Genomic DNA, 25,467 nt, shown 5'->3' with positions numbered 1-25,467 from the left:
TGTAAACTCGTTGCCTGTCACTTTCGATCCGGACCCCCGACATGACGAATGCCTCGCCCGATACCTCGACGCCTTCTCCCGCGACCGATCCGCAGGGCGACGCCGTGCACGTTTTCGTCTATGGCACGCTGCGTGCGGGCGAGATCAACGACATGATGCGTGCGGCGGCGCGCCACGGGATTGCGGCGCCGGTGTTCGTCGGCACTTCCACGCTTGGCGGACGCCTCTACGATTTCGGCCACTACCCGGGCATGGTGCTGGACGGGATGACGTCCGGACAGGCGGAGCGGGTCACCGGCGACGTCTATCGTATTTCCCCGGCGCTGATTCCGGTACTCGACGAAATCGAAGCCGTCTACCCGGGCGAAGCGGGGTTGTTCGTGCGCGAGATGCAAGACGTGACGTGCAGCGGTACGGCATACGCGTGCATCGTCTACCCCGTGGGCGAGTCGGCGGTGAGCCAACTTCCACAGATCGTCGGCGGCGACTGGGTCGCCTATCGCCGCGCACGGGATACTAGCGCGGCATGAGTGTCGTGGGCGGTGTCTGACGCTTGCTATCGGTCTGAGGTCTCTCAAGCAAAGGGGCCATCAGCCAAGGTGTTCCGACCCAACGGCGCCATGTCCGATTATGACCAGCGCTGCCGATGCCGTTGTGGGACGATTCAGGCATCCCGATTCTTTCCGGGCGGCCATGCGTGCCGTCTGTCCGACCATGCGTTCATCCGATATCGCCCGCTTGCTGACGCTCTCTGCCATCTGGGGCGCGAGCTTTCTTTTCATGCGCATCATCGTACCCGCGCTCGGGCCGCTACCCACCGCGTTTTTCCGCGTCACGCTGGGTGCCGTCGGTCTGGCCGTGATCTTGCTGGCACTGCGCGTTCGTTGGGAGTTCAAAGGATTGCTGGGGGCGTCGATGCTGCTCGGCGTCATCAATTCCGGCATCCCGTTCGTGATGTACTGCCTCGCCGCACGTGTGCTGCCCGCCGGATACTCCGCCATCCTGAACGCCACCACGCCGATGATGGGCGTGGTAATCGGCACGCTGTTTTTCCGCGAGCGTCTGACCGGGGCGAAGAGCTGGGGCGTGGTGCTCGGGCTGATCGGTGTGGCGGTGCTGACACGCACGGGCCCGGTCACGATGTCGGGGCCGGTCCTGATGGGGGCGCTCGCCTGTCTGGTCGCCACGTCCTGCTATGGGCTCGCGGGTTATCTCACCAAACGCTGGATCACTGAAAAAGGTGGCCTCGACGCCAAACTCGTCGCGTTCGGCAGCCAACTGGGGGCCGCGGTGGTGCTGCTGCCGTTCTTCGGGTACGTGAGCGCAACGTCCGGTATGCCGGGGCCGACGACCGCCGGCGTCTGGGCTGCGATGGCCGCGCTCGGCTTCCTGTGCAGCGCCGTCGCCTATATGTTGTTCTTCCGTCTGATTGCCGATCTCGGGCCGCTGCGCTCGCTGACCGTCACGTTCCTGATCCCGCCGTTCGGCGTGCTGTGGGGGGCACTGTTTCTGGGCGAAGCCGTCACGATGGCTCACTTCTTCGGCGGCTGCTTCATCGCCGTGGCTGTCTGGCTGGTATGCAAGCCGCCCAAGACGGTTCCGTCCACAAGCCGAGCCGCGTCCTAGAGCATGCGTAGCGCGGCCTCGACGCGCGCGCAGAACGTCTCCAGTCACTTACCCGCGGGACGATAGCGTCCCTGGCGAGGCAAATCCTCCAAAGCCGATGACCTGTGTCATCGGCTTTTTTCATGATGTGGAATGCCTTTGCGGTGCGTAAAAATTTGCGCTGCTTGGCACAACTCGGTCATTTCAGGAAGGAAAATAACGTTTCGTATTGAGAAATTATTTATTCAAGTATTTGATTTTTATAAACAAAAAATCTTCTTCGAGGCGCTAATTCGTTCTGTTGCGTTGCATGAGAAATCCCTAAACTCTTATACAAGACCTGCCGATCTGGACACGCCGAAAGCGGTCAACCGCAGTCGCGGCGATCACCGGGCAGCAACGGATTACCCCCTTTATATCTGTATCGAGAAACCAGGAGAGATCATCATGACGACGCGCCAAGAGCAAGTGAAGCAACTCGAACAAGACTGGGCAACCAACCCGCGCTGGAAGGGTATCAAGCGGGGTTATTCGGCCGAAGACGTGGTGCGTCTGCGCGGCTCGATTCAGCCGGAACAAACGCTGGCGCGTCGCGGCGCCGAGCGCCTGTGGAGCATGATCAACGACGAGCCGTTCGTGAACGCCCTCGGCGCGCTCACCGGCAATCAGGCCATGCAGCAGGTGAAGGCTGGTCTCAAGGCCATCTACCTGTCGGGCTGGCAAGTTGCAGGCGACGCCAACGTTGCCGGTGAAATGTACCCGGATCAGTCGCTGTACCCGGCGAACTCGGTGCCGCAGGTCGTGCGCCGTATCAACAACACCTTCACGCGCGCCGATCAGATCCAGTGGTCGGAAGGCAAGAATCCGGGCGACGAAGGCTATATCGATTACTTCGCCCCGATCGTGGCCGACGCGGAAGCCGGTTTCGGTGGCGTGCTCAACGCCTTCGAACTGATGAAGGCGATGATCGAAGCGGGCGCCGGCGGCGTGCACTTCGAAGATCAGCTCGCTTCGGTCAAGAAGTGCGGCCACATGGGCGGCAAGGTGCTCGTGCCGACGCGCGAAGCCGTGGCAAAGCTGGTGGCGGCGCGTCTGGCTGCCGACGTGCTGGGCGTGCCGACGGTGCTCATCGCCCGTACCGATGCCGAAGCGGCCGACCTGATTACCGCCGACGTGGATCCGCTCGATCAGCCGTTCTGCACCGGCGAGCGCACGGTCGAAGGCTTCTACCGCACGCGTAACGGTCTGGATCAGGCCATTGCTCGCGGTCTTGCCTACGCACCGTACGTCGACCTGGTGTGGTGCGAAACCGGCAAGCCGGATCTCGAGTTCGCCAAGCAGTTCGCGGAAGGCATCCACAAGCACTTCCCGGGCAAGATGCTTTCGTACAACTGCTCGCCGTCGTTCAACTGGAAGAAGAACCTCGACGACGCCACCATCGCCAAGTTCCAGAAGGAACTCGGTGCGATGGGCTACAAGTTCCAGTTCATCACGCTGGCCGGCTTCCACAGCCTGAACTACTCGATGTTCAACCTGGCTCACGGCTATGCCCGCCGTCAGATGAGCGCCTTCGTGGAGTTGCAGGAAGCCGAATTCGCCGCAGCCGACAAGGGCTTCACGGCAGTCAAGCACCAGCGCGAGGTGGGTACGGGCTACTTCGATGCCGTCACGCAAACGATCGAGCGCGACGCATCGACCACGGCCCTGAAGGGTTCGACGGAGGACGAACAGTTCTTCGACGAAAAGAAGGCGCAGGTCAAGGCAGCCTGACCGGGCTGAGGGAGGGCGCGATGCGCCCGCAGGACGGCGATGCGCGTGGGGGCGCATCGTCGGCCAGTGGGATGTATCGCGTCGAGACGATCGCGCGTCCGGCTTATCCGGCCGGGGCAGACCTGACGGCGTTCCCGTCGCGGTGAGGGCTGCAAGCACGCCTGAACGAGAGAAGGCTCGTGAGCTTATCCGGCTCACGGGCCTTTTTTCATTGCTGCTTCAGATCGATGACCCGGTTGTCGGGAAGGCATCGCGCCCGGTAAGCCGGGTCGGCCACGACCCGGGGCGTTCGGCATCACACGAGTGCCGCACTCCCGGACGTGCGTTGAATCGCTTGCGGCGGTTGCCCGAACGCGCGCAAGAATGCCTGACGCATGCGTTCCCGGTCGCCGAATCCTGTCTCGCGCGCAATGATTTCGATGGGATGACGCGTGGTCTCCATCATCAGTCGCGCCGCTTCGACGCGCAGCCGCTCGACAGCCTTCGCGGGCGACCGGCCGGTCTCCTCACGAAAGACGCGACTGAACTGGCGTGGGCTCAGTCGAGCCACGTCCGCCAGCGTCTCGACCGACAGCGGAGCGCTCAGATTTTCCCTGGCGTACGTGAGCGCCATCTGCACCCGGTCGGACTTGGCGTCGAGTTCGAGCAACGCCGAGAACTGCGACTGCCCGCCGCCGCGGCGCTGGTACACGACCAGCTTGCGGGCAATCTGTCGCGTCGTCTCCAACCCGAGATCCTTCTCCGCAATGGCCAGTGCAAGGTCGATGCCCGCCGTCATGCCGGCAGACGTCCATAGCTGTCCATCCACCACGAAGATGCGATCTTCGTCGAGCAGAACATCGGGGTAAAGCTGACGGAATTCCTGCGCGTGAAACCAGTGCGTGGTCGCGCGTTTCCCGTCGAGCAACCCGGCAGCGGCCAACACGAAAGACCCGGTGCAGATGGAGGCGATGCGCCGGCTTTCGTTCGGCGCGTTGCGCAGGTAGGCGAGCAGGCCGGGCGACGGCAGTTGGCCGTCGTTGCCGCCGGCGACGATCAGGGTGTCGTAAGTCGAGTCCCGAAGCCGGTCGGTGTTGACGGAAAAGCTCTGCGAGGTCATCACCGGGCCGCCGTCCTCGGACACCAGCCGGAACTGATAGATGCGCTCGTCTCGCAAGACGTTGGCGTACTCGAAGACGCTCGCCACGGAGAGACTCATCGCCTGGAATCCGGGGTAGACGACGAGGCCGACGGTATGCATGATCGTTGCTCCAGAGAATGTCCTGATTTTTGGAATATACAGGATTCAAGTCGTATCAATGGATTTTCAGGTCCTTTTTAATGACCTGAATCATTGCATCTACGTCATTGAGGATGTTTTGCGTCGGTACCAGAATGACTGTCATCCCGGCAGCCCGCCGGAGCCATTTTCCGAACGAGAAACCAATCATGACGACGATTGAACAATCCCCGAACCCCGTTTCCACCGTATCGTCGGTGCCGACCACGAAGGGCACGGCGCTGATCACGGGCGCCTCCGCAGGGATCGGTGCGGTATATGCCGACCGTCTGGCGCGACGCGGCTACGACCTGATCCTCGTCGCCCGCAACGCCGCACGTCTGACGGCACTTGCCGAGCGGCTGATCGCGGCAACCGGGCGCTCGGTGAAGACGCTTGCCATCGACCTCAACGACAAAGCCGAACTCGCGACCCTCGAAAACGTGCTGCGCGACGACCCGAGCATCACGCTCCTCGTGAACAATGCCGGCGTGGGATCGGTGGCGTCGGTACTCGATAGCGACGTCGACGAGATGACCGCGATGATCGACCTCAACATCACGGCACTCACGCGTCTGACCTACGCGGTCGCGCCCGTCTTTGCCGCGAAAGGCGCCGGCACGATCATCAACATCGCGTCCGTCGTCGGCATCGCGGTCGAGGCACTCAATGGTGTCTACAGTGCATCGAAGTCCTACGTGCTGAGTTTCGGTCATGCCCTCCAGCGCGATCTCGCGAACAAGGGGGTGCGCGTTCAGACCGTGCTGCCGGCCGCGACGGCGACCGAGTTCTGGGATGTCGCGGGATACGCGAAGCAAAAGGAAGCGGCGAGCACGATGAGCGCCGAGGATCTGGTCGATGCAGCGCTGGCGGGATTGGACCAGGGAGAAACGGTCACGATCCCGACGTTGCAGGACGGCGACGATTGGGCGCGATGGGAAGCCGACCGGCGCTTGCTCGCCCCCAAGTTTTCGAACGCGAAGCCGGCCCCGCGCTACCGTCTCGACAATGTGATATCGAAAGCGGTCTGACGGTCCGCAAGTCGGGCAAACAGAAGCAGGACGGCAGGACGCCACCCGCGTTCACGCGGGTGGCCTGATGGCCCTGATACGAGCTGTGCTCAGTGCCGGATCAACGGTAGACGAGTACCGGGATCTTGGAGTGCACGAGCACACGTTGCGTCTCACTGCCGAGCAGCAGGCTCGTGAGACCGCGCCGACCATGCGATGCCATCAGAATGACGTCGCACCCGTGACGTTCCGCGGCGTCGATGATGCCCAGATAGGGCGCTGGAAACGTGGAACTATCGCGCTCGAACGGCACGCCTGCGGCGGCCGCCGCTTGCGCCAGACCGTCGAGATGCGCGCACGCTTCTTCGGCGATCCGTTCACTGAACGTTGCCGGGGCTTCGAGCACGTATTCGCTGAAGGGAGAGTAGGGATACTCGGCGAGACAACAATAGCCGGTGACTTTGGCGTTGAGGGCTCGTGCCAGTTCGAGCCCGCCGGTGACGGCTTTTTCGGATAGCTCCGAGCCGTCGGTAGGAATGAGGATATGGGTAAATAACATATGGCCTCCTGCGCATCGTCAGCGGAACCTTCGATTCGATTCTATGGCTTTGGCGCGTTGCAGCAACGGGGGCAAACCCGGTGGTCATGCATGGTGTCGATAATTGAGACGCTTATTACGTAGTAAACGTTCCGTCGCATGGTGGCGTCGGATCGACGCACGTCTCGGTACGCACCGCCCGGCACTCACCGTGCGAAGCCCCATGCTCAGCGTTGGTGCAATTCTCCTGACGCCATGCCGCCCGGCAGCGGTTCATCTTGCCAGTATGCCGAACTGCTGTAGTGATGCTTGAGATGGTCGATGAACAGACGCACGCGTAACGGCAGGTGACGGCGTTGCGGGAACACGGCGTGAATGCCGATAGGCGGCGCGGCAAATTCGTCGAGCACCGTGACGAGCCGACCGGCGCGGATATCGTCACCGACTTCCCACCACGAGCGCCAGGCGAGCCCGTAGCCCTCCAGACACCAGTCATGCAGCACGGCACCGTCGGTGCATTCCATCGTCCCGTTCACGCGGATGGTGACGACCTTGCCGTCTTGCGAGAAGGTCCAGCCGCGTTGCTGGTTGGCAGTGGCGCCGAACGCCAGGCAGTTGTGACGGGCGAGCGCCTCCAGTGATTCGGGGCGGCCGTGCCGCGCGAGATAGGCGGGCGCTGCCACGCACACGCGCCGGTTCTCGCCGAGTCGCAGCGACACGAGACTGGAATCGGCCAGTTCGCCCAACCGGATCGCGCAATCGAAGCCTTCGTTCACCAGATCCACCAGCCGGTCGGAGAGATCGAGCGTGACGGTGACGTCCGGATGCGCGTCGATGAACACCGGCAGCAGCGGGGCCACGTGCCGACGGCCGAAGCCGGCCGGCGCCGAGAGACGCAGATGGCCGCTCGCTTTCACGCCTCCCGCAGACACGGCGGCTTCAGCGTTGTGCATTTCGTTGAGAATGCGCTGGCAGTCTTCGAGAAAGGCGGAGCCCTCGAAGGTGAGCGTGACGCGTCGAGTCGTGCGCACGAGCAATTTCACGCCCAGGCGATATTCAAGCGCGTCGATACGGCGCCCGATCACGGCCGGGGCCACACCTTCGAGCGTCGCGGCGGCAGACAGACTTCCCTTGGCGGCCACGGCAACGAACGTTTCGATTTGTTTGAAGCGATCCATGGCGTGGATTATGTACTAAAAAGTCATAGATAAAGTGATTTCAATGCATATTTATGATGATTGGCTTCAATAATAAAATCGACGGTCAATGCTGACGGGCCGCGTGGCTCGCGGCATTGACGGAGATGCGTGCCTTACCAGCCCAACGAGGCGGAAGGCCCCGCGCAAAGCCCCTGATGTTCCCCCTTGCGGCGCACCTCTTACATAAATCGAGCTGTTGGAGATCCCTGATGCCCCTGAGCCTGCCCCCCGGCATGCAACTGCATGTCGACGCCACCGATATCCGTCCCGAGTACGAAGCCATTCTGACGCCCGAAGCGCTGGCCTTCGTCGCCAAGCTGCATCGCGCGTTCGAATCGCAACGTCAGACGCTGCTTGCCGCACGCGAAGCGCGTGTCGCCCGGCTCGACGCCGGTGAAGTGCCCGACTTCCTGCCCGAGACGCAGGCGATTCGCGACGGCGACTGGCGCATCGCGCCGCTGCCGGCGGCGCTGCAATGCCGTCGCGTGGAAATCACCGGTCCGGTCGAGCGCAAGATGATCATCAACGCGCTGAACGCCGGCGCGGACAGCTACATGACCGACTTCGAGGATTCGAACACCCCGAACTGGCACAACCAGCTGCAAGGTCAGATCAACGTGCGCGACGCCGTGAGCGGCACCATCAGCCTCGAACAGAATGGCAAGCGCTATCAGCTGAACGACAAGGTGGCCACGCTGATCGTGCGTCCGCGCGGCTGGCATCTGGACGAAAAGCACGTGAGCGTGGACGGCGTGCGCGTGTCGGGCAGCCTGTTCGACTTCGGTCTGCATTTCTTCCATAACGCCAGGACGTCGCTCGCGCGCGGCTTCGGTCCTTACTACTATCTGCCGAAGCTGGAGAGCCATCTCGAAGCGCGCCTGTGGAACGATGTCTTCGTGCTCGCGCAGAACGAGTTGGGCGTGGCGCAGGGCACCATCAAGGCGACGGTGCTTGTCGAGACCATCCTCGCGGCGTTCGAAATGGACGAGATCCTGTACGAACTGCGCGAACATAGCTCGGGCCTGAACGCCGGTCGTTGGGACTACATCTTCTCGTGCATCAAGAAGTTCAAGGTCGACGCCGATTTCTGTCTGGCCGATCGCAGCCGCATCAACATGACGGTGCCGTTCATGCGTGCTTATGCGTTGCTGTTGCTCAAGACGTGCCATCGCCGCAATGCACCGGCCATCGGCGGCATGAGTGCGCTGATTCCGATCAAGGGTGATCCGGAAGCGAACGAGAAGGCGATGGCGGGCATCCGTAGCGACAAGGCCCGCGATGCGACGGACGGTTACGACGGTGGCTGGGTCGCGCACCCGGGACTCGTGCCGGTCGCCATGGAAGAGTTCGTGAAGGTGCTGGGTGAGCGCCCGAACCAGATCGACAAGCAGCGCGACGACGTGAGCGTCAAGGGCCGCGATCTGCTGGAGTTCAAGCCCGAAGCGCCGATCACCGAAGCGGGGCTGCGTAACAACATCAACGTCGGCATCCATTATCTGGGCGCTTGGCTTGCCGGCAACGGTTGCGTGCCCATCCACAACCTGATGGAAGATGCGGCCACCGCCGAGATCTCGCGCTCGCAAGTGTGGCAATGGATTCGCTCGCCCAAGGGCAAGCTCGAAGATGGTCGCAAGGTCACTGCCGAACTGGTGCGCGAGCTCATTGCGCAGGAACTCGTCAACGTCAAGGAACTCGTGGGGCAGGTCGCGCCGACGTACGATCGCGCCGCCGTGATCTTCGAGCAGATGAGCACGAGCGAGGACTTCGTCGACTTCCTCACGCTGCCGCTGTACGAAGAGGTCTGATGCGTCAGACGCTGGCCCACTGACGGTATGTGAGGGCAGTTGCCGAACTCGCGCGGTATGGAGCTGTATCGCGTGAAAGTCGGCAGATAACGCAACACGATGGGACGATGGCGACATCGTCCCATTTTGTTTTCGCGCTGCTTTGTCTTGTTTGAGGCACCGCGCTACACTGAACTTTGATGTATTGGTCCTCGTCCTACTCGTCCGCGCTCGCATCGTCGGCGTGCGTCGGCTGATTGTCCGTCGCGCCTGGCGTTGCGTTCCACCGAGTCACGCTTTGATCATCGTTCACGTGAGGATGCCGATGCCACCCGATATTCCCGAGGTTCCGGACACCGTTTCCAGCGCACAACCCAAGCGCGTATCGCAGCGCGCGTTGCGCGGTCCGGGCAAGGTCGTCGAGACTATTCCGACGTCGCCACGCGGTTTGTACCCGCCCATCGAACCGTTCGAAAGCGGCATGCTCGACGTCGGTAACGGGCACCAGATCTACTGGGAGCGGTGCGGTAATCCGAAAGGCAAACCTGCCGTGTTCCTGCACGGTGGCCCCGGTGGCGGATGTTCGCCGGAGCATCGCCGGTTGTTCGATCCCGCGAAATACTGCATCACGCTGTTCGACCAGCGGGGTTGCGGCCGCTCGTTGCCGCACGCGAGCCTCGACTACAACACGACGTGGGATCTGGTCGACGACATCGAAGCGCTTCGCACGAGATTCGGCTATGCACAATGGCTCGTATTCGGCGGGTCATGGGGTAGCACGCTGGCGTTGGCGTACGCGCAGGCGCACGTCGACCGGGTCAGCGAGCTGGTAGTGCGAGGCATTTTCACGGTGCGACGCGAGGAGTTGCATTGGTACTACCAGAAGGGCGCGTCGTGGCTGTTCCCCGACCGTTGGGAGAAGTTTCTCGCGCCGATCCCGCTCGAAGAGCGCGGCGATCTGATGCGTGCCTATCAGAAGCGTCTCACGCATCCCGACGAGGCCCTGCGCATCGAAGCGGCACGCGCGTGGAGCATGTGGGAGGGCGGCACGATCACACTGTTGCCGGACGATCAGCTTGCGGAAGCCTTCGGTGATCCGCATTACGCGATTGCCTTCGCGCGCATCGAAAACCATTATTTCGTGCACGACGGCTTCCTCAAGCCGAACCAGTTGATCGGTGGCGCGCAGGTGCTGCGCGACGTCCCCGGCGTGATCGTGCAGGGGCGCTACGACATGGCGACGCCTGCGCGAACGGCGTGGGATCTTCACAAAGCGTGGCCCGAGGCAGATTTCTATTGGGCCCCCGATGCCGGGCACGCCTTTAGCGAACCGAACATCCTGCACTGGCTGATCGAGGCGACGGACCGGTTCGCGGCGAGCTAGGGGTAAGGCGGACGAGGGGCAGGATCGTCGGTTTCTGCAATCGTCGGCAGGAACGGGGTGAGAGGGTGACGTGGTTATCTTCTCAGGACGACCACTGCCATGCTACCGCCCCTCGGCCCCTCGTCTGTTGCGTTGCAACCTGCCGAAGTGTCGGGCGCCTGCCCGACGCCTCACGACAAAAGTCATGCGTTGATCGCCGCGCTGGAGGCGAAGATACGATCTCCCGATGGCGCCGGTGTTGCGGACTTCGAGGCGTTCCTGGCGGACATCGAAACCATTGACGACATGTCGGACGCGGGGCTGCGTTGGGCGCAGGGTAAGGGTGCGCACGACCTGGGCGAGCTACGCAAGGCGCTCGCATTCTGCCAGCTTTCGGCATACCCGGACGGGCGGCAATATCTCGTAGATCGGGCGAATCACTATCCCATCGAAACCGGAGAGTGCAGCCTTCGGGTATTCAGGCGTCTTTCGCCGGAACTGCGGGCCGAGATGCTTTTTCAGACCGAGGTCCCGTGGTGTCGATTCGAAGATGCAGTAAAAGTCTTCAACGATGGCCTGATTGCGGTGAGAATTCCGCGGACTTCGTGGTTCGTGCCCATTCTGCCAACTGGGGTGAATAACGCTGAAGGCCGTATTACGGCAGGCGAGATGTTGACGTTCCTCAGAAAACGCTTCACCTTTGGCCCGACGATCGGTGAGTCGATAGCCCCGGCGAGAACTGGCCTGACCCGGGATGCGGGGCAGGCACTCGCGGATTGGCATCTCAAAATTGCCGGGGCCTATGAAACGGCGGGGCAGCCGTCCTCCGCAGCAATGGAATATGTCTCTGCGTGTGAGGTCGCCCTGAGCGTCGATGTATTTCCCTACCTCTTGTGCGGGGTCGCCGGGGCGGTGCGCGCTTTGGAAAATTGTCGCTCGGTGGGCGTCATCTACCAACAAGGGCGTCGTCTTCTGGGGTTGCTGGACGTTCGCGGTCTTCGATTGATGTCTGCCGAGGTGGCACTGCTGGTCGCAAGCAGGCTTGACCACCTGGAGGCGTCGCCGTTGAACAAGGCGCTGCGCGAGAATGCATCTCCTTGTTTCGAGCGTTTGGGGTTGCCGGTGGGTCCGGGTCTGAGCGTGGCAGTGCTGGCACCGGCGATTCGCAGTGCCATTGCGCGGCGCAGCGAGGCGTTTGTCGGTGATGCACTGCGTTTCGGGGCGTACAGGATCCGGTTTGTTGATATGGGAGATCCGCACGCAGGTATTGATTTTCGCGAGGACGCGGAGCAATCCTGGATGCTACTGGCGAGGCGTCATCCAACACCTGGGTGTGACGGAGTCTTCGATGTTGTGGCCTCGGAGACGGGGAACAGGGTGAAGGAGACTCACGTCCATCCGCAGACGAAGATGCGGGTGGTGGAGGGGGAGCTATTTCAGGGTATGTTGGTTCTCGACATGCTACAGGCCGCTGGCGGTGACGTTCCCGAATTGAATTGGCTTGAAGTTCTTGCTCAGGCTTTCCGGGAGCGCGCCGGGCCTGCCTCGCAATCTCCCGCAGCCGTGTCGCCACCTGTCATGCTGGACGAGCGTCTTGACGTTGATGTATCGAGCAAGGCTGCGCAGTCCACCTTGGGATTGCGTCGACGCCACGTGCGCTGATTCGGCGGTGCGTCGAGTTGACATCAATCGTCCGCACAAACGAAAACCCCGGCATCGACGACGTGCGTCGATGCCGGGGTTTTGTGTCGATCCATGCGAAACCGGTTCTCACCGGTCTCACCGACAAAAGCGTTGCTTAGTCGCCGCGACGCTTGTTGAAGCCACCGCCGTTGCCACGATTGCCATAGCCGCGATCCTGACGTTGGCCGTCGAAGCTGCGGTTGCCGCGGTCTTGACGATAGCCGCCGCCTTCGAACGAGCGGGTGCCACGGTCCTGACGGCTGTCGTCGAACGGGCGCGGCGAACGACGCTCGAAGCGGTCCGTGGACGCGCCGTTCGAGAAGCCATTACCGCCACCGTTACCACCATTGCCGCTGCCAGCCTGCTGGTAGCCGCCCTGATAGCCGCTGCTTTCGCGACGCTCGAACGGTGCACCGGCCGGCTTGTTGCCGCCGAAGCGCTGGCCGCCCTGATAGCCGCCGCTGCCGCCGTTACCACCGCCGTAACCGCTGTTGCCACCGCTGCTGCCGTGACGCGGGCCGCTGTTGCTCCAACGGCCGCCGCCGTTACCCTGACCATGACGCGGACCGCCACGGCCCGGACCCGGGCGCTTGCCGCCGGCGCCAGCCTTCGGCGGCGAGCGGCGCGGCTCGAAGCCGGCCACGACGTTCACCGGCAGCGGTTGACGCGTGTAACGTTCGATACGGCGCACAGCACCGATTTCGGCGTGCGCGGCAAGGCTCACGGCCACGCCACGACGACCGGCACGGCCCGTGCGGCCGATACGGTGGACGTAGTCTTCCGCGAACTTCGGCAGGTCGTAGTTGAACACGTGCGTGATGCCCGGCACGTCGATGCCGCGTGCGGCGACGTCGGTGGCCACCAGCACGCGCACACGACGCTCGCGCAGTGCGCGCAGCGTGCGGTTACGCACGCCTTGCGGCATGTCGCCATGCAGTGCAGCGCTGTCGAAACCGGCTTGTTCGAGTTGATCGGCCAGCAGGTCGGCGTCGCGCTTGGTCGACGTGAACACGATGGCCTGGTCGAGCGAATCGTTACCGAGCAGGTGCGTGAGCAGGCGATCCTTGTGGGCGCGATCGTCCACATAGTGCAGCGTTTGCTCGATGTTCGCGTTGGTACGTTGCTCGCTGCCACGCGTGATCTCGATCGTTTCCGGATCGCGCAGCAGACGGCGGGTGATTTCACCCATGCGGCCGTCGATGGTGGCCGAGAACAGCAGCGTCTGGCGCGTTTCCGGCGTGGCGTCGACGATGGCCTGAATGTCATCGATGAAGCCCATGTCGAGCATGCGGTCGGCTTCGTCGAGCACGAGCATCATCAGTTGCGACAGATCGATCTTGCCGCTGGAGATGTGATCGAGCAGACGGCCCGGCGTGGCCACGATGATCTCGGGCTGCTTGGCCAGCATTTCGAGCTGACGCGGGTAGGGCATGCCGCCCAGAATGCTGACCGTGCGCAGACGGCGCAGTTGCTTGCCGTACGTATCGGCAGCGGTCGAGACCTGTTGAGCGAGTTCACGCGTGGGCGTGAGCACGAGCAGCAGCGGCTGAGCGGCAACGCGACGCACGCGCTGGCCCTTGCGGGGCTTCTCGCCGGGGGCTGCCGGCTGGTTGCGCGGATGCGCGGCCGGGGCGCGGTTGTTCAACTCGCCGGCCGCTTGCATTTCGGCGAAGCGGTGAATGGCCGGCAGCATGAAGGCGGCCGTCTTGCCCGAACCCGTCGGGCTCGACACCAGCAGGTCGCGGCCCGCCAGCGCAGCCGGAATGGCGCGCTGTTGCACGGGCGTCGGGTGGGTGTAACCGGCGGTGGTCAGTGCCGAGAGAATGGCTTCGTTCAGGCCGAGTTCGGCGAACGTGGGCTTGCCGTCTTCGTCGCTGGCGACCTCAATGGCAGGCTTTTCGTTTTCTTCGGACGACGGGAAATACGTCTGCGCGATGGCAGACAGCTTGGAATGCTGTTCCATGAATCCTCTTGCGGATTGTAAGGTTATGTCGGGGCGTTGGCGCCAATCGGCAAACCCAATTCGTCGCAAGCAGGAAGCAAATCGCGGATGGGGCAGAAAGCGGATCGAAATCCGTATCGTAAGCCAGGGGACGGTGGCGGGTCGTTCTTAAGAACGCCAGTACCGGCAAGAACTACAGCGGCTTATCACAGGATTGGGGCAAAACGCAGTTATCGTCACCAGGCGGGGAATCACATAAGGCCCTGCGAGGCGAAGCGCGCATTATATACCTGTTTTAAAAATAATGCACGTTCGGATTTGCACGGAGTGGTGAGGCCCCGGCGGCGGGGTGCTCCGGCGCCTCCGATCCGTCGCCAGTCCGAATGCCAACCGGCACTCAACCGGCCCTCAACGGTAAACCGCTGCCTGGACCGATTCGCTCGCCATGCCGGTGGCCTAGGTCCGGAGATGTCGAGGATCGGCGTGATCTCGCTAGATTGCGCGGCGTGCGCCCGATTACAATAGCGCCATGTCTTCGATTACGCTTCTCGCCCTCGATACCTCGACCGAGTTCTGTTCGGTCGCCGTGTATCGTCACGATGCCGCCACTGGCGCACCGGCCCTCGTGGTCGAGCGTCATCTCGATACCGGCCCCGTCTCCAGTACCCACATTCTTCCCGCTGCCCGCGACGTGCTGCGCGAAGCCGGCGTGACGCTGGCCGAGTGCGATGCCATTGCCTTCGGCGCGGGCCCCGGTTCGTTCACCGGATTACGTACGGCCTGTGGCGTCGCGCAGGGACTGGCCTTCGGCGCCGGATTGCCGGTGGTGCCTGTCGGTACGTTGCTCGCCTGTGCGGAAGCTGCGCGCGCCATGCGCGTGGGTACGCAGCGGGTGCTCGTGGCGCTCGACGCACGAATGAACGAGGCCTATTGGGCTGATTACGTATGGGACGACGCGTCCGGCGACTGGCGCGAAATGCAGGCGCCGTCGCTCGATGCGGCCGAGCAAGTCCGCGCGCCGGACACCGATTTCGTCGTCGCGGGTAACGCCGTGACGGCATTCGGCGAGCGTCTGCAAGCCAGCGTTCAGGCGCAGGCCGTGCTCGCCGACGCCATGCCGCGTGCCCGTTACGTCGCCGAACTGGCGGCGCGGGCGTTCGCGCGTGGTGAGGCGATTCCCGCCGATCGGGCCATGCCCGTCTACATCCGCAACAAGGTGGCACAGACGACCGCTGAGCGTGAAGCGATCAAGCAGGCGGCAAGTCAGGTCGACGGCAAGGGGGCTTCCTGATGCGTCAGGCCGGGCCCAACCATTATTCGCCGATGACGCTGGCCGATCTCGACGAGGTCATTGCGATTGAAGTGCGCGCTTATCCGTTTCCCTGGACGCGTCAGAACTTCGCGGATTCGCTCGAAGCCGGGCACCGCGGCGTGTGTCTGCGAGCTGTCGACGGCACGCTGCTGGGTTACTTCCTGCTGATGCCGGTCGTCGACGAATCGCATTTGCTCAACGTGTGCGTGACGCCCGAGATGCAGGGTAACGGCCTGGGCGTGCAGTTGCTGCAAGAAGTCGTGCGGGTTTCGCGCGAGTTGGGGATGGGCGGCGTGCTGCTGGAAGTGCGTCCGTCGAACATGCGTGCATTGCGCATTTATGAGCGTTTCGGTTTCGAGCAGATCGGCCGACGCAAGGGATATTATCCGGCGAGCGGGCGTCGTGAAGACGCTATCGTGATGCGCCTGTCGTGGGAGACCGATCGTGCCGTGGCCTAAAGCGATTCTGGAAGAGTTCGGGCTGTGGCCGGTGTGGATGTCGAACGACGCCGTGGCGAACGCAGCGGCATCCGCCGTCACTGCGGACGAAGGGGATGTCGCGACGCTTGAGGCGTCTCCCATGCAAGTCGCCGAGATTTCGCCGACAGTGGTGCCGGGCGAGGAGCCGCCCCCATGGGATATGCCGTCTGCGGTGCCGTCGGCCGGGATGGCGCGGCCCGCGATGCGCGCTCCCGCGCTCGGCGACGCCCCCGCCGCACCCGTACGACGCGAAGTTGCGCCTGCCCCCGTCGCGCGCGAATCGAACCGCCGCGCCGCTGACATCCCGCCCGACGACGTACCGATGTGGCTCGACAGCGATGGTTTCGGTGATGGCGATGCCGCTGCCGATGCTGCGCTGTGGTCGATCGTGCGCGATGGCGGTGAAGACACGCCGTCGCGACCGAAGTTGCCGGGCGTCGAAACGCTGGATTGGGATGCGCTGACGGAGCGGGTATCGAATTGCCGCCTCTGCGGGCTGTGCGAAAAGCGTACGCAGACGGTGTTCGGCGTGGGCGATCGCGAGGCCGACTGGCTGCTCGTAGGCGAAGCGCCGGGGCAGCAGGAGGACTTGCAGGGCGAGCCGTTCGTCGGTCAGGCGGGCAAGTTGCTCGACAACATGCTGCGTGCGTCAGCGTTGCAGCGTGGCGAGAACGTCTATATCGCGAACGTGCTGAAATGCCGTCCGCCCAACAATCGTGATCCCGAGCCGGATGAGGTCGCGAGTTGCGAGCCGTATCTGAAGCGTCAGGTCGCGTTGCTCAAGCCGCGCGTGATCGTGGTGATGGGGCGCTTCGCTGCGCAGAGCATCTTGCGCACGCAGGCGAGTATCGCCAGCCTGCGTGGACGAGTCCACGAATACGAAGGGGTGCCGGTGATCGTGACGTACCATCCGGCCTATCTGTTGCGCAGTCTGCCCGACAAGGCCAAAGCCTGGACGGATTGGTGCCTGGCGCGGGCTACCTACGAGGCGGTGTGCGAAACGACTCCGGACGACAAACCTACGGCGAACTGATCGAAACGCTGCGCGAGGCGCCTGTGCGCGACCTCGCGTGGTTATTGTTGTCTGCCGATCTGCTCAGCGCCGCGCGGTTCCCGGCGGCGCTGGCGCATTTTCAGGAGGCTGACGCTGCATCGGTGCGTGCACCCGCAGATGGGGATGCGCATCACGCGGCGACTGTCGCGCAATCCGATGGGGCCGACGTGCATGCGTCTCTCGTTGATGCATCCGCGGCCTCCGCTGTCGCCGCAACCTCCGCAATCTCCAGAACTTCCGCAACCACAACGACCTCCACGACCTCGCCGTCTCGTGCCCTGCGAGACTGGTTGCTGGCCTGCGACGCTGATCCCGAACCGCTGCGCGAAATGCTCGCGCGAGGCGAAAGTCATCGCCTCGGGCGTTACGCGGAGCAACTGCTGCACTTCGCGCTCCTTCACAGTCCGGATTTCGACTTGCTGGCGGCAGGCCTGCAAGTGCGCGATGCCCGGCGCGGCAACATGACGCTGGGCGAGTGCGATTTCCTGCTCTCCCGACAGGCCGATCGCCGGTTGCTGCATTGGGAACTTGCGGTGAAGTTGTACCTGTATGTGCCACCCGAGACATCGTCGCCGCCGCTCGATGAGCGCGCTGTCCAGTTTCGTTGGCTGGGGCCGAATCTCGCGGATAGCTTTGCCGACAAGGTGGCGCGACTGTTGGGGCACCAACTGCGGTTGACCACGTTCGACGCCGTACGCAGCGCGCTGCCCGCACCCGGACCGTGGTTGCCGCAGGTGTATCTCAAGGGCTGGCTCTTTCATCCGCTGGGCCAAGACGGACGGTTGCCGCGGGTGGCGTCAGACGGGCACGGCAGAGGGTGGTGGGCGACGCTCGACGAGTGGTGGTCGCATGCGGAATCGACGCAATCGGCGCAGCAGGCGCAGCGGTGGGCGATGCTCCCGCGTGCCCGTTGGCTCGCCCCGGCGCGCGTGGACGCATCGGCGGCGCTATCGCTGGACGCCATGCGTGCGCGGATCGAAGCGCACTGGCACGAACGTGGCGTGGCCGAGCCGTTGCTGATCGTCTCGTTGCGCAGGCGGGCTGAGGGCGGGAGTGAGGCGGGGGACCACCGCGATGCGTCTTCCAGCGGCACATCAGACTGGTTCGAGCACGCGCGTGGATTCATCGTGCCGGATTTCTGGGCGCCGCGCGCCCGTCATCGTATCGAGGAGTTGAGCGAACGTGCCGAAGCGGCCGCCCGCAAGGTCATTGCACAGTCCGCCGATGATGGTGCGCCGTCGATCTGACCTTTTCGATCTGAGTGGCGTCGATGCCGACGGGCGTGGATGACGTCAATCGGAAGCGATGCGGGTGGCCGTTATTCGTCACCCGGAATGCGATGACCGTTAAGCGATGACGTAGGCGACGACGCGGGCGACGACGGCCCGCCGATAAACGAGGCTCAGCCCTTCGGCCAGACCGCGTGGAAGTGGTGCACCGGCCCGATGCCTTTGCCGATGCTGAGGTCGTCGCTCGCTGCGAGGGCGCCGTTGAGGTAGGCCTTGGCGTCGCGCACGGTGTCCGACCAGCCGTCGCGGCGCGGACGCAGTGCCGCAAGCGCCGCTGACAGCGTGCAGCCTGTGCCGTGGGTGTTGTGGGCGGCGATGCGCGGCGCGGTGAAGCGCTCGACGCCAGCCTCGCTCACGAGCCAGTCCGGACTCAGATCGCCGGCCAGATGCCCGCCTTTGACCAGCACGTTGCGCGCGCCGAGCGCACGCAGGGCTTGTGCCTGACGCTCCATCTCGCGTTCATCCGTCGCCGCGTCCACACCCAGCAACGCTGCCGCCTCGGGCAGGTTCGGCGTAATCAGGTCGGCCAGCGGCAGGAGTTCGTCGCGCAGGGCAGCTACGGCATCCGGCTGCAACAACGCATGACCGCTCTTCGAAATCATGACGGTGTCGAGCACCACGAAACGCGGCTTGTACTGACGCAAACCGGCGGCGACCGCGCGCACCACATCAGCGTTGGCCAGCATGCCGAGCTTCACGGCGTCTACGTCGAGATCCTGGAAGACTGCATCCATCTGCGCCGTGACGAAGCTCGCCGGCGGCGTGTGAATGCCCGTCACCCCTTGTGTGTTCTGTGCGGTGAGCGCCGTGATCACGCTGGCGCCGTAAGCGCCGAGCGCGGAAAACGTCTTGAGGTCGGCCTGAATGCCTGCGCCACCGCCGGAATCGGAGCCGGCGATGGTGAGGGCGATGGGGACGGACGATTGGCGCGTCGCGTGACGCGAGGAAGGCGATTGCGAATTCATATCAATGCTTGACTTCGCCGATGAGCGCGACGGAATCGAACTCGCGCTGATTGGCCTGGTGACGCTTCATGACGAGGTACATCGTGCCCGACACGAACACACCGAACAGAACGATGACGACCCCGACCGGCACGTTGAACCAGATCAGCAGGGCGTACAGGCACAGCATGATCAGCACCGACAGATTCTCGTTGAAGTTCTGGACGGCAATCGAATGCCCGGCAGAGAGCAGCACGTGACCCCGGTGCTGGAGCAGGGCGTTCATCGGTACGACGAAGAAGCCCGCGAGTGCGCCGACGATGATGAGGAAGATGTACGAGACGATCAGGTACAGCGGCACCTTCCATTCGGTGCCCCACGGCAGCAGGTCCTTCGAGAAGAACGCCATGGCCATCACGGCGATCCCCATCGCGATGCCGACCGGCAGCACGGACAGCGATCGCTTGAGCGGAATGCGCGAGGCGGCCACGATGGCGCCAATGGCCACACCCACGGCCGACACGGCTTGCAGAATCGCGCCTTCCGAGAGCGTCATGCCGAGCGCTTTTTCCGCCCAGCGCAGCACGATGAATTGCAGCGTTGCACCTGCGCCCCAGAACAGCGTGGTGACCGCAAGCGAGATCTGGCCCAGCTTGTCGCGCCAAAGGGTGACGAAACAATCGGCGAAATCGGAAACGAGCTTGATCGGATTGCGTTCCTGACGCGCATAACGTGCGCCAGTATCAGGAATACGCAGGTTGAACAGGGCGGCGATGACGTAGATCCCCATAATGACGACCATCGAGGCCATCGCGGGCGAATTGATCACCTCGGGCGTGTGGTGCAGTACCCAGGCCGATATGTGCGGACTGATGAGCGCGCCGCCGAGCACGGTGCCGAGAATGATCGAACTGACCGTGAGCCCTTCGATCCACCCGTTTGCGGCAACCAGTCTCTCGGCCGGCAGGAGTTCCGTGAGAATGCCGTACTTCGCGGGGGAGTACGCGGCCGCGCCGAACCCGACAACACCATACGCAATCAGCGGGTGTGAGCCGAACAGCATCATCAGACAGCCCGCGACCTTGATCGAGTTGCTGATGAACATCACCTTGCCCTTGGGCATCGAGTCGGCGAACGCACCGACGTAGGCGGCGAGAATGACGTACGAGAGAACGAAGAAGAGTTTGAGCAGCGGCGTCATCCACTGCGGAGAATGCAGATCCTTCAGGAGGGCAATTGCAGCAATCAGCAATGCATTGTCGGCCAGCGACGAAAAAAACTGCGCGGCCATGATGGTGTAAAAGCCTTTCTTCATCGGTACTTGAGTCGATCCCGTGCGGCGTAAAACTTGCGTGTCTCGGTTGTCGGAATCCGCGGCATCCCCGAGGGATATCCATACGGGAAGAAACCGGGCTTAAACACAGGGGTATCTGCGCTGATCAAGCGTGCAAATGACGTCAATGGACCGTATGTTCGGCCTTGAAGCCCCCGTGTCGGGCGCCCGGTCGCCCTCGGTCTGAGACCGATATTGTTATCGGGATAAAGATTTCGGCAAAACAAGTTGTGCGCACGGCTTTATAACACGAAAATATGCCGATGCGTTATGCCGCCGGCCTGTGCCGGCGAGCTTCTCCTGAGATTCGATCCTCGCCATGCCCCGTCCAATCAAAGTTTCGATTCATACCGCAGCACTTGCCCACAATCTCGATGTCGCCCGCCGTCACGCGCCCAACGCCAAGGTATGGGCCGTAGTGAAGGCCAACGCCTACGGACACGGCATCGAAAACGCTTATCCCGGATTGCGCGACGCCGACGGTTTCGGCCTGCTCGACCTCGACGAGGCCGTGCGTTTGCGCGAACTCGGGTGGGCCGGTCCCATCCTGCTGCTCGAAGGTTTCTTCAAGCCGGAAGACCTGGCCGTCATCGATAAATACGGTTTGACGACGACCGTGCATAGCGACGAGCAACTGCGCATGCTCGAAACCGCGCGGCTGAGCAAGCCGCTCAACATCCAGCTCAAGATGAACTCCGGCATGAACCGTCTCGGTTTCGCGCCCGAGCGTTTTCGCGCTGCGTGGGAACGTGCCCGCGCGATTGCCGGCGTCAGCCAGATCGTACTGATGACGCACTTTTCGGACGCAGATGGCGATCGCGGCATTGCCTATCAGATGGAGACATTCGAGCGCGGTGCGTGCGACGTGCCCGGCGAGCGCAGTCTCTCCAACTCCGCCGCGACGTTGTTCCATCCGAGTGCGCATGGTGCGTGGGTGCGTCCCGGCATCATGCTGTACGGTTCGTCGCCGAAGGGGCTCGAAGTGACGGCGGCGCAACTCGATCTGCAACCCACGATGACGCTCGAAGCGGAATTGATCGGCATTCAGGACGTCCCGGCCGGTGGCACGGTGGGCTACGGCAGCGTGTTCAAGGCGGAGGCGCCGATGCGTGTGGGCACCGTGGCGTGCGGCTATGCCGACGGCTATCCGCGTGTGGCGCCGACCGGCACGCCGATTCTGGTCGACGGAGTGCGCACGCGCACGATCGGCCGCGTGTCGATGGATATGCTGTCCGTCGATCTGACGCCGGTGCCGCAGGCGCGTGTGGGTACGCCGGTCACGTTGTGGGGGCGCGGTCTTTGCATCGACGAGGTGGCGGCTTCGGCCGGCACGCTCGGCTACGAATTGATGTGTGCGGTGGCGCGTCGCGTGCCGCTTCACGCTTTCTGAGCGTCACCACAGGAATTGCTGCATGGCTAAAGCCAAGACCGTCTACATCTGTACCGAATGCGGTGGTCAAACCCCCAAGTGGGCGGGGCAATGCCCCAACTGCAACGGCTGGAACACGCTCGTCGAATCGGTGGCGGAAGCGTCCACCGGGCATCGTTACCAGTCGCTCGCCAAGAGTACGCCGGTGCGCAAGCTGGCGGAAATCGAAGCCTCTGACGTTCCGCGCTTTTCCAGCGGTGTGAGTGAATTCGACCGCGTGCTGGGCGGCGGTCTGGTGGCGGGCGGTGTCGTGCTGATCGGGGGGGACCCCGGGATCGGCAAGTCGACGTTGCTGCTGCAATCGCTCGCGCATCTCGCGCGTGAACGACGCGCGTTGTACGTGAGCGGCGAAGAGTCGGGGGCGCAGATTGCGCTGCGAGCGCAGCGCCTCGGCCTCGGTGCCGCAGGTGAGGGCGGGGGTGAGCTGGATCTGCTGGCGGAAATCCAGCTGGAGAAGATTCTCGGCGCGATCGAATCCGAGAAGCCCGACGTGGTCGTCATCGACTCGATTCAGACGATCTACTCGGAAGCGCTGACGTCTGCCCCCGGATCGGTAGCGCAGGTTCGCGAGTGCGCGGCGCAACTGACCCGCACGGCCAAGCAGAGCGGCGTGACGGTCATCATGGTCGGTCACGTGACGAAAGAAGGCAGCCTCGCCGGGCCTCGCGTGCTGGAACACATCGTCGATACGGTGCTGTATTTCGAAGGGGATACGCATTCGTCGTACCGTCTGGTCCGGGCGTTCAAGAACCGCTTCGGTGCGGTGAATGAGCTGGGCGTGTTCGCGATGACGGAGAAGGGGCTGCGCGGCGTGGCCAATCCGTCGGCGCTGTTCCTCTCGCAGCACGAGCAGAGCGTGCCCGGGTCGTGTGTGCTCGTGACGCAGGAGGGGACGCGTCCGCTGCTCGTCGAAGTGCAGGCGTTGGTCGATACGGCGCAGGTGCCGAATCCGCGGCGTCTCGCCGTCGGGCTGGAACAGAACCGACTGGCGATGTTGCTGGCGGTGATGCATCGGCACGCGGGCATTGCGTGCTTCGATCAGGACGTGTTTCTGAACGCCGTCGGCGGCGTGAAGATCACGGAGCCGGCGGCGGACCTGGCCGTGTTGCTTGCGATTCACTCGTCGCTGCGTAACAAGCCGCTGCCGCGTGGCATCGTCGCGTTCGGCGAAGTTGGCCTCGCCGGGGAGATCCGGCCGAGCCCGCGCGGCCAGGATCGTCTCAAGGAAGCCGCCAAGCTTGGCTTTTCGATTGCGATCATTCCGAAAGCGAATGCGCCGAAACAACCGATCGATGGGCTGGAAGTGCACGCCGTCGACCGTCTGGAACAGGCGATATCGGTCGTGGCCGGTTTGTGAAGCCACAGACATGAATGAAAAAGCCGCTTCGATGCGACATCGAAGCGGCTTTTTTTACACCGGGATTGATGCGGCGGCGTCGCGTGTCGGAGAATTCCCGGCATCGGACGTGTCTGCCCGTGCTCCCTTGCTGTCTGGGTGAACTCGTCAGACGATCTGCTCGATGGCTTCCTGCGCTTCGAGCCACTCGGCTTCCACATCCGCGAGCTTGGCCGTGACCTCGGCTTGTTGTTTGAGGCTGTCGGTCAGAAGCGTCTTCTTCTCCGCCTCATACGTGCCGCTGTCGGCAAGAATCGCGTCCAGCTTCGCTTTCTCATCCGAGAGCTTGCTCATCGTCTGCTCCAGCTTCTCGATCTTGCGCTGCAACGGCTTGCGCAATTGCGACAGACGCTGACGCTCCTGTGCCTCCGCGCGTTTCTGATCCTTGCGATTGACGCCGTCGTCACCCGCGTTATCGCTGCCACCGCTGCTGGCTTCCCGCGCTGCCGCGCGTTGATCTGCTGCGTGTTGCAGCAGCCAGTCGCGATAGTCGTCGAGATCGCCATCGAACGCTTTCACTTCGCCGCCCGCGACCAGCAGGAACTGATCGGTCGTGGCACGCAACAGGTGCCGATCGTGTGAGACGAGAATCAACGTGCCGTCGAACTGGGCGAGGGCCATCGTCAGTGCATGACGCGTTTCGAGGTCCAGGTGGTTGGTCGGTTCGTCGAGCAGAAGCAGATTCGGCTTTTGCCAGATGATCAGCGCCAATGCGAGGCGTGCCTTTTCGCCGCCGGAGAACGGGGCAATCGATGCCGTCGCCATGTCGCCCCGGAAGTTGAAGCCACCGAGGAAGTCGCGCAACTCCTGCTCACGCGTGTCTGGCGCGAGACGCTGCAAGTGCTGCAACGGCGAATCGTCATGACGCAGCGTCTCGACCTGATGCTGCGCGAAGTAGCCGATCTGAAGGCCCTTGCCGGTCTTGACCGTACCGGCGAGTGGGGCAAGCGTGCCGGCCAAGGTCTTGATGAGGGTCGACTTCCCCTGACCGTTGGCGCCGAGCAGGCCAATGCGTTGCTCGTTCTGCACCGACATCGTGACGTGCGGCAGGATGATCTTGTCGCTGCCGTCGTCGAGCGCATAACCGCATCGCACGGCTTCGAGCACGAGCATGGGATTCGGGGCGCTGTCGGCCGGACGGAACTCGAATGTGAACGGCGACGCCACATGCGCGGGCGCAATGCGCTCCATCTTCTCCAGCGCCTTCATCCGGCTTTGTGCCTGTCGGGCCTTCGACGCCTTGGCTTTGAAGCGCGTGATGAACGATTCCAGATGGGCAATCGTCTTCTTCTGCTTCTCGAATGCGCTTTGTTGCAGCGTCAGTTGCTGGCCGCGCAGGATTTCAAACTGGCTGTAGTTGCCGCCGTAACGCTTGATCTGCTGGTTCTCGATGTGCAGGGTGACGTTACAGACTTCATCCAGAAATTCGCGGTCGTGGGAAATCACGATCAGCGTGCCCGGATAGCGCTTGAGCCAGTCTTCGAGCCAGACGATGGCATCGAGGTCCAGGTGGTTGGTCGGTTCGTCGAGCAGCAGCAGATCTGACGGGCACATCAGCGCTTGCGCCAGATTCAGACGCATGCGCCATCCGCCGGAGAAGCTGGCGACGGGTAACTGGGTTTGCGCGAGCGTGAAGCCGAGGCCGAGCAGCAGGGCTTCGCCACGCGCCGGGGCGGTGTAGCCGTCGGCGTCGGCGAAGGCGGCGTGCGCTTCGGCCTGGGTGTGGCCGTCATGTGCGGCTTCGGCGGCGGCAATGGCCGCTTCGATCTCGCGCAGGCGCGTATCCCCGTCGAGGACGTAGTCGAGCGCCGTGCGTTCGACCGCGGGCGTTTCCTGCATCACATGCGCGACGCGCCAGCCGCTGGGGACGAAAACGTCGCCGCCATCAGCGTGCAGTTGTCCGCGCAGCAGGGCGAACAATGTGGATTTGCCCGCGCCGTTGGCGCCGACGAGGCCGACGCGCTCGCCCGGGTTGAGCGTCACGGAGGTGTCCTCGAAGAGCGGCTTCGTGCCGCGCGCGAGGCTGAGGTGTTCGAATCGGATCACAGCGGGAACGGCAGCGCGGGCGAGCACGAGAGT

General features: G+C 63.3%; 21 protein-coding genes. 14 read left to right on the top strand and 7 right to left on the bottom strand.

Annotation, left to right across the window (positions count from 1 at the left end; all coding sequences use genetic code 11):
* The first annotated feature begins 41 nt into the window (after window positions 1–41).
* The 4 genes from C5N93_RS26400 to C5N93_RS28410 all read left to right on the top strand — a co-directional run bounded on the left by C5N93_RS26400 (window position 42) and on the right by C5N93_RS28410 (window position 3,521).
* Window positions 42–530: a gamma-glutamylcyclotransferase family protein gene (locus tag C5N93_RS26400; RefSeq protein WP_277990479.1), complete on the top strand. Its 489-nt coding sequence runs from the start codon at window positions 42–44 to the stop codon at window positions 528–530.
* A 184-nt stretch (window positions 531–714) separates the two neighbouring features.
* Window positions 715–1,626 carry an EamA family transporter gene (locus C5N93_RS26395; protein WP_242561594.1) on the top strand — a complete coding sequence of 304 codons (912 nt, stop codon included), beginning with the start codon at window positions 715–717 and terminating at the stop codon, window positions 1,624–1,626.
* Between the two features lie 426 nt (window positions 1,627–2,052).
* Window positions 2,053–3,375, top strand: a complete 1,323-nt coding sequence (gene aceA, locus C5N93_RS26390; RefSeq protein WP_069344947.1) for an isocitrate lyase — start codon at window positions 2,053–2,055, stop codon at window positions 3,373–3,375.
* A 20-nt stretch (window positions 3,376–3,395) separates the two neighbouring features.
* On the top strand, window positions 3,396–3,521 hold the full coding sequence (locus C5N93_RS28410; RefSeq protein WP_277990478.1) for a hypothetical protein: 126 nt from the start codon (window positions 3,396–3,398) through the stop codon (window positions 3,519–3,521).
* 149 nt (window positions 3,522–3,670) lie between these two features.
* Here C5N93_RS28410 and C5N93_RS26385 read toward each other — a convergent pair whose 3' ends face one another.
* Window positions 3,671–4,615 (bottom strand): GlxA family transcriptional regulator, encoded by a 945-nt coding sequence (locus C5N93_RS26385; protein ID WP_242561593.1) that lies wholly within the window; start codon window positions 4,613–4,615, stop codon window positions 3,671–3,673.
* 188 nt (window positions 4,616–4,803) lie between these two features.
* Here C5N93_RS26385 and C5N93_RS26380 point away from each other — a divergent pair, with 188 nt between their 5' ends.
* On the top strand, window positions 4,804–5,664 hold the full coding sequence (locus C5N93_RS26380; protein WP_242561592.1) for an SDR family oxidoreductase: 861 nt from the start codon (window positions 4,804–4,806) through the stop codon (window positions 5,662–5,664).
* A gap of 100 nt (window positions 5,665–5,764) precedes the next feature.
* Here C5N93_RS26380 and C5N93_RS26375 read toward each other — a convergent pair whose 3' ends face one another.
* Both C5N93_RS26375 and C5N93_RS26370 read right to left on the bottom strand, forming a co-directional pair.
* Window positions 5,765–6,202, bottom strand: a complete 438-nt coding sequence (locus tag C5N93_RS26375) for a universal stress protein (RefSeq protein WP_069344949.1) — start codon at window positions 6,200–6,202, stop codon at window positions 5,765–5,767.
* A gap of 206 nt (window positions 6,203–6,408) precedes the next feature.
* Entirely contained in the window at window positions 6,409–7,359 is a 951-nt protein-coding gene (locus C5N93_RS26370; protein WP_242561591.1) for a LysR family transcriptional regulator, read from the bottom strand.
* A gap of 230 nt (window positions 7,360–7,589) precedes the next feature.
* Between C5N93_RS26370 and aceB the strand changes: the two genes are divergently transcribed.
* The 3 genes from aceB (at window position 7,590) to C5N93_RS26355 (ending at window position 12,189) form a co-directional block, all read left to right on the top strand.
* A complete protein-coding gene (aceB, locus tag C5N93_RS26365) occupies window positions 7,590–9,185 on the top strand; it encodes a malate synthase A (protein WP_242561590.1) in 1,596 nt (531 codons plus the stop codon).
* Between the two features lie 427 nt (window positions 9,186–9,612).
* On the top strand, window positions 9,613–10,548 hold the full coding sequence (gene pip, locus C5N93_RS26360; protein WP_242561619.1) for a prolyl aminopeptidase: 936 nt from the start codon (window positions 9,613–9,615) through the stop codon (window positions 10,546–10,548).
* A gap of 99 nt (window positions 10,549–10,647) precedes the next feature.
* Window positions 10,648–12,189: a hypothetical protein gene (locus C5N93_RS26355; RefSeq protein WP_242561589.1), complete on the top strand. Its 1,542-nt coding sequence runs from the start codon at window positions 10,648–10,650 to the stop codon at window positions 12,187–12,189.
* A gap of 136 nt (window positions 12,190–12,325) precedes the next feature.
* Here C5N93_RS26355 and C5N93_RS26350 read toward each other — a convergent pair whose 3' ends face one another.
* Window positions 12,326–14,173 carry a DEAD/DEAH box helicase gene (locus C5N93_RS26350; RefSeq protein ID WP_242561588.1) on the bottom strand — a complete coding sequence of 616 codons (1,848 nt, stop codon included), beginning with the start codon at window positions 14,171–14,173 and terminating at the stop codon, window positions 12,326–12,328.
* Window positions 14,174–14,681: 508 nt separating this feature from the next.
* Between C5N93_RS26350 and tsaB the strand changes: the two genes are divergently transcribed.
* The 4 genes from tsaB to C5N93_RS26330 are packed head-to-tail and all read left to right on the top strand — an operon-like array spanning window position 14,682 to window position 18,244.
* Window positions 14,682–15,443 (top strand): tRNA (adenosine(37)-N6)-threonylcarbamoyltransferase complex dimerization subunit type 1 TsaB, encoded by a 762-nt coding sequence (gene tsaB / locus C5N93_RS26345; protein WP_242561587.1) that lies wholly within the window; start codon window positions 14,682–14,684, stop codon window positions 15,441–15,443.
* Window positions 15,443–15,922 carry a ribosomal protein S18-alanine N-acetyltransferase gene (rimI, locus tag C5N93_RS26340; RefSeq protein WP_150723084.1) on the top strand — a complete coding sequence of 160 codons (480 nt, stop codon included), beginning with the start codon at window positions 15,443–15,445 and terminating at the stop codon, window positions 15,920–15,922. The genes tsaB and rimI overlap by 1 nt, the downstream gene beginning before the upstream one ends.
* On the top strand, window positions 15,909–16,976 hold the full coding sequence (locus tag C5N93_RS26335; RefSeq protein WP_242561586.1) for a uracil-DNA glycosylase: 1,068 nt from the start codon (window positions 15,909–15,911) through the stop codon (window positions 16,974–16,976). Before rimI ends, C5N93_RS26335 begins: the two co-directional genes overlap by 14 nt.
* A complete protein-coding gene (locus tag C5N93_RS26330) occupies window positions 16,937–18,244 on the top strand; it encodes a DUF1853 family protein (RefSeq protein ID WP_242561585.1) in 1,308 nt (435 codons plus the stop codon). Before C5N93_RS26335 ends, C5N93_RS26330 begins: the two co-directional genes overlap by 40 nt.
* A 155-nt stretch (window positions 18,245–18,399) precedes the next feature.
* On the opposite strand, the gene thiD is transcribed toward C5N93_RS26330, so the two are convergent.
* Together thiD and lplT are read right to left on the bottom strand one after the other, a co-directional pair.
* Window positions 18,400–19,251 carry a bifunctional hydroxymethylpyrimidine kinase/phosphomethylpyrimidine kinase gene (gene thiD, locus C5N93_RS26325; protein WP_150723087.1) on the bottom strand — a complete coding sequence of 284 codons (852 nt, stop codon included), beginning with the start codon at window positions 19,249–19,251 and terminating at the stop codon, window positions 18,400–18,402.
* A gap of 1 nt (window position 19,252) precedes the next feature.
* Complete coding sequence (gene lplT, locus C5N93_RS26320; RefSeq protein ID WP_069344958.1) at window positions 19,253–20,545, bottom strand: lysophospholipid transporter LplT; 1,293 nt, start codon at window positions 20,543–20,545, stop codon at window positions 19,253–19,255.
* 337 nt (window positions 20,546–20,882) lie between these two features.
* Here lplT and alr point away from each other — a divergent pair, with 337 nt between their 5' ends.
* A complete protein-coding gene (gene alr / locus C5N93_RS26315; RefSeq protein WP_242561584.1) occupies window positions 20,883–21,953 on the top strand; it encodes an alanine racemase in 1,071 nt (356 codons plus the stop codon).
* 22 nt (window positions 21,954–21,975) lie between these two features.
* Entirely contained in the window at window positions 21,976–23,349 is a 1,374-nt protein-coding gene (gene radA / locus C5N93_RS26310; RefSeq protein ID WP_069344960.1) for a DNA repair protein RadA, read from the top strand.
* Window positions 23,350–23,496: 147 nt separating this feature from the next.
* Here radA and C5N93_RS26305 read toward each other — a convergent pair whose 3' ends face one another.
* Window positions 23,497–25,434 (bottom strand): ATP-binding cassette domain-containing protein, encoded by a 1,938-nt coding sequence (locus C5N93_RS26305; RefSeq protein ID WP_242561583.1) that lies wholly within the window; start codon window positions 25,432–25,434, stop codon window positions 23,497–23,499.
* Window positions 25,435–25,467: the final 33 nt, after the last annotated feature.

Source organism: Pandoraea sp. LA3, from assembly GCF_022696215.1.
Taxonomy (GTDB): Bacteria; Pseudomonadota; Gammaproteobacteria; order Burkholderiales; family Burkholderiaceae; genus Pandoraea; species Pandoraea capi.
This window is presented reverse-complemented; position numbering and strand designations above follow the sequence as displayed.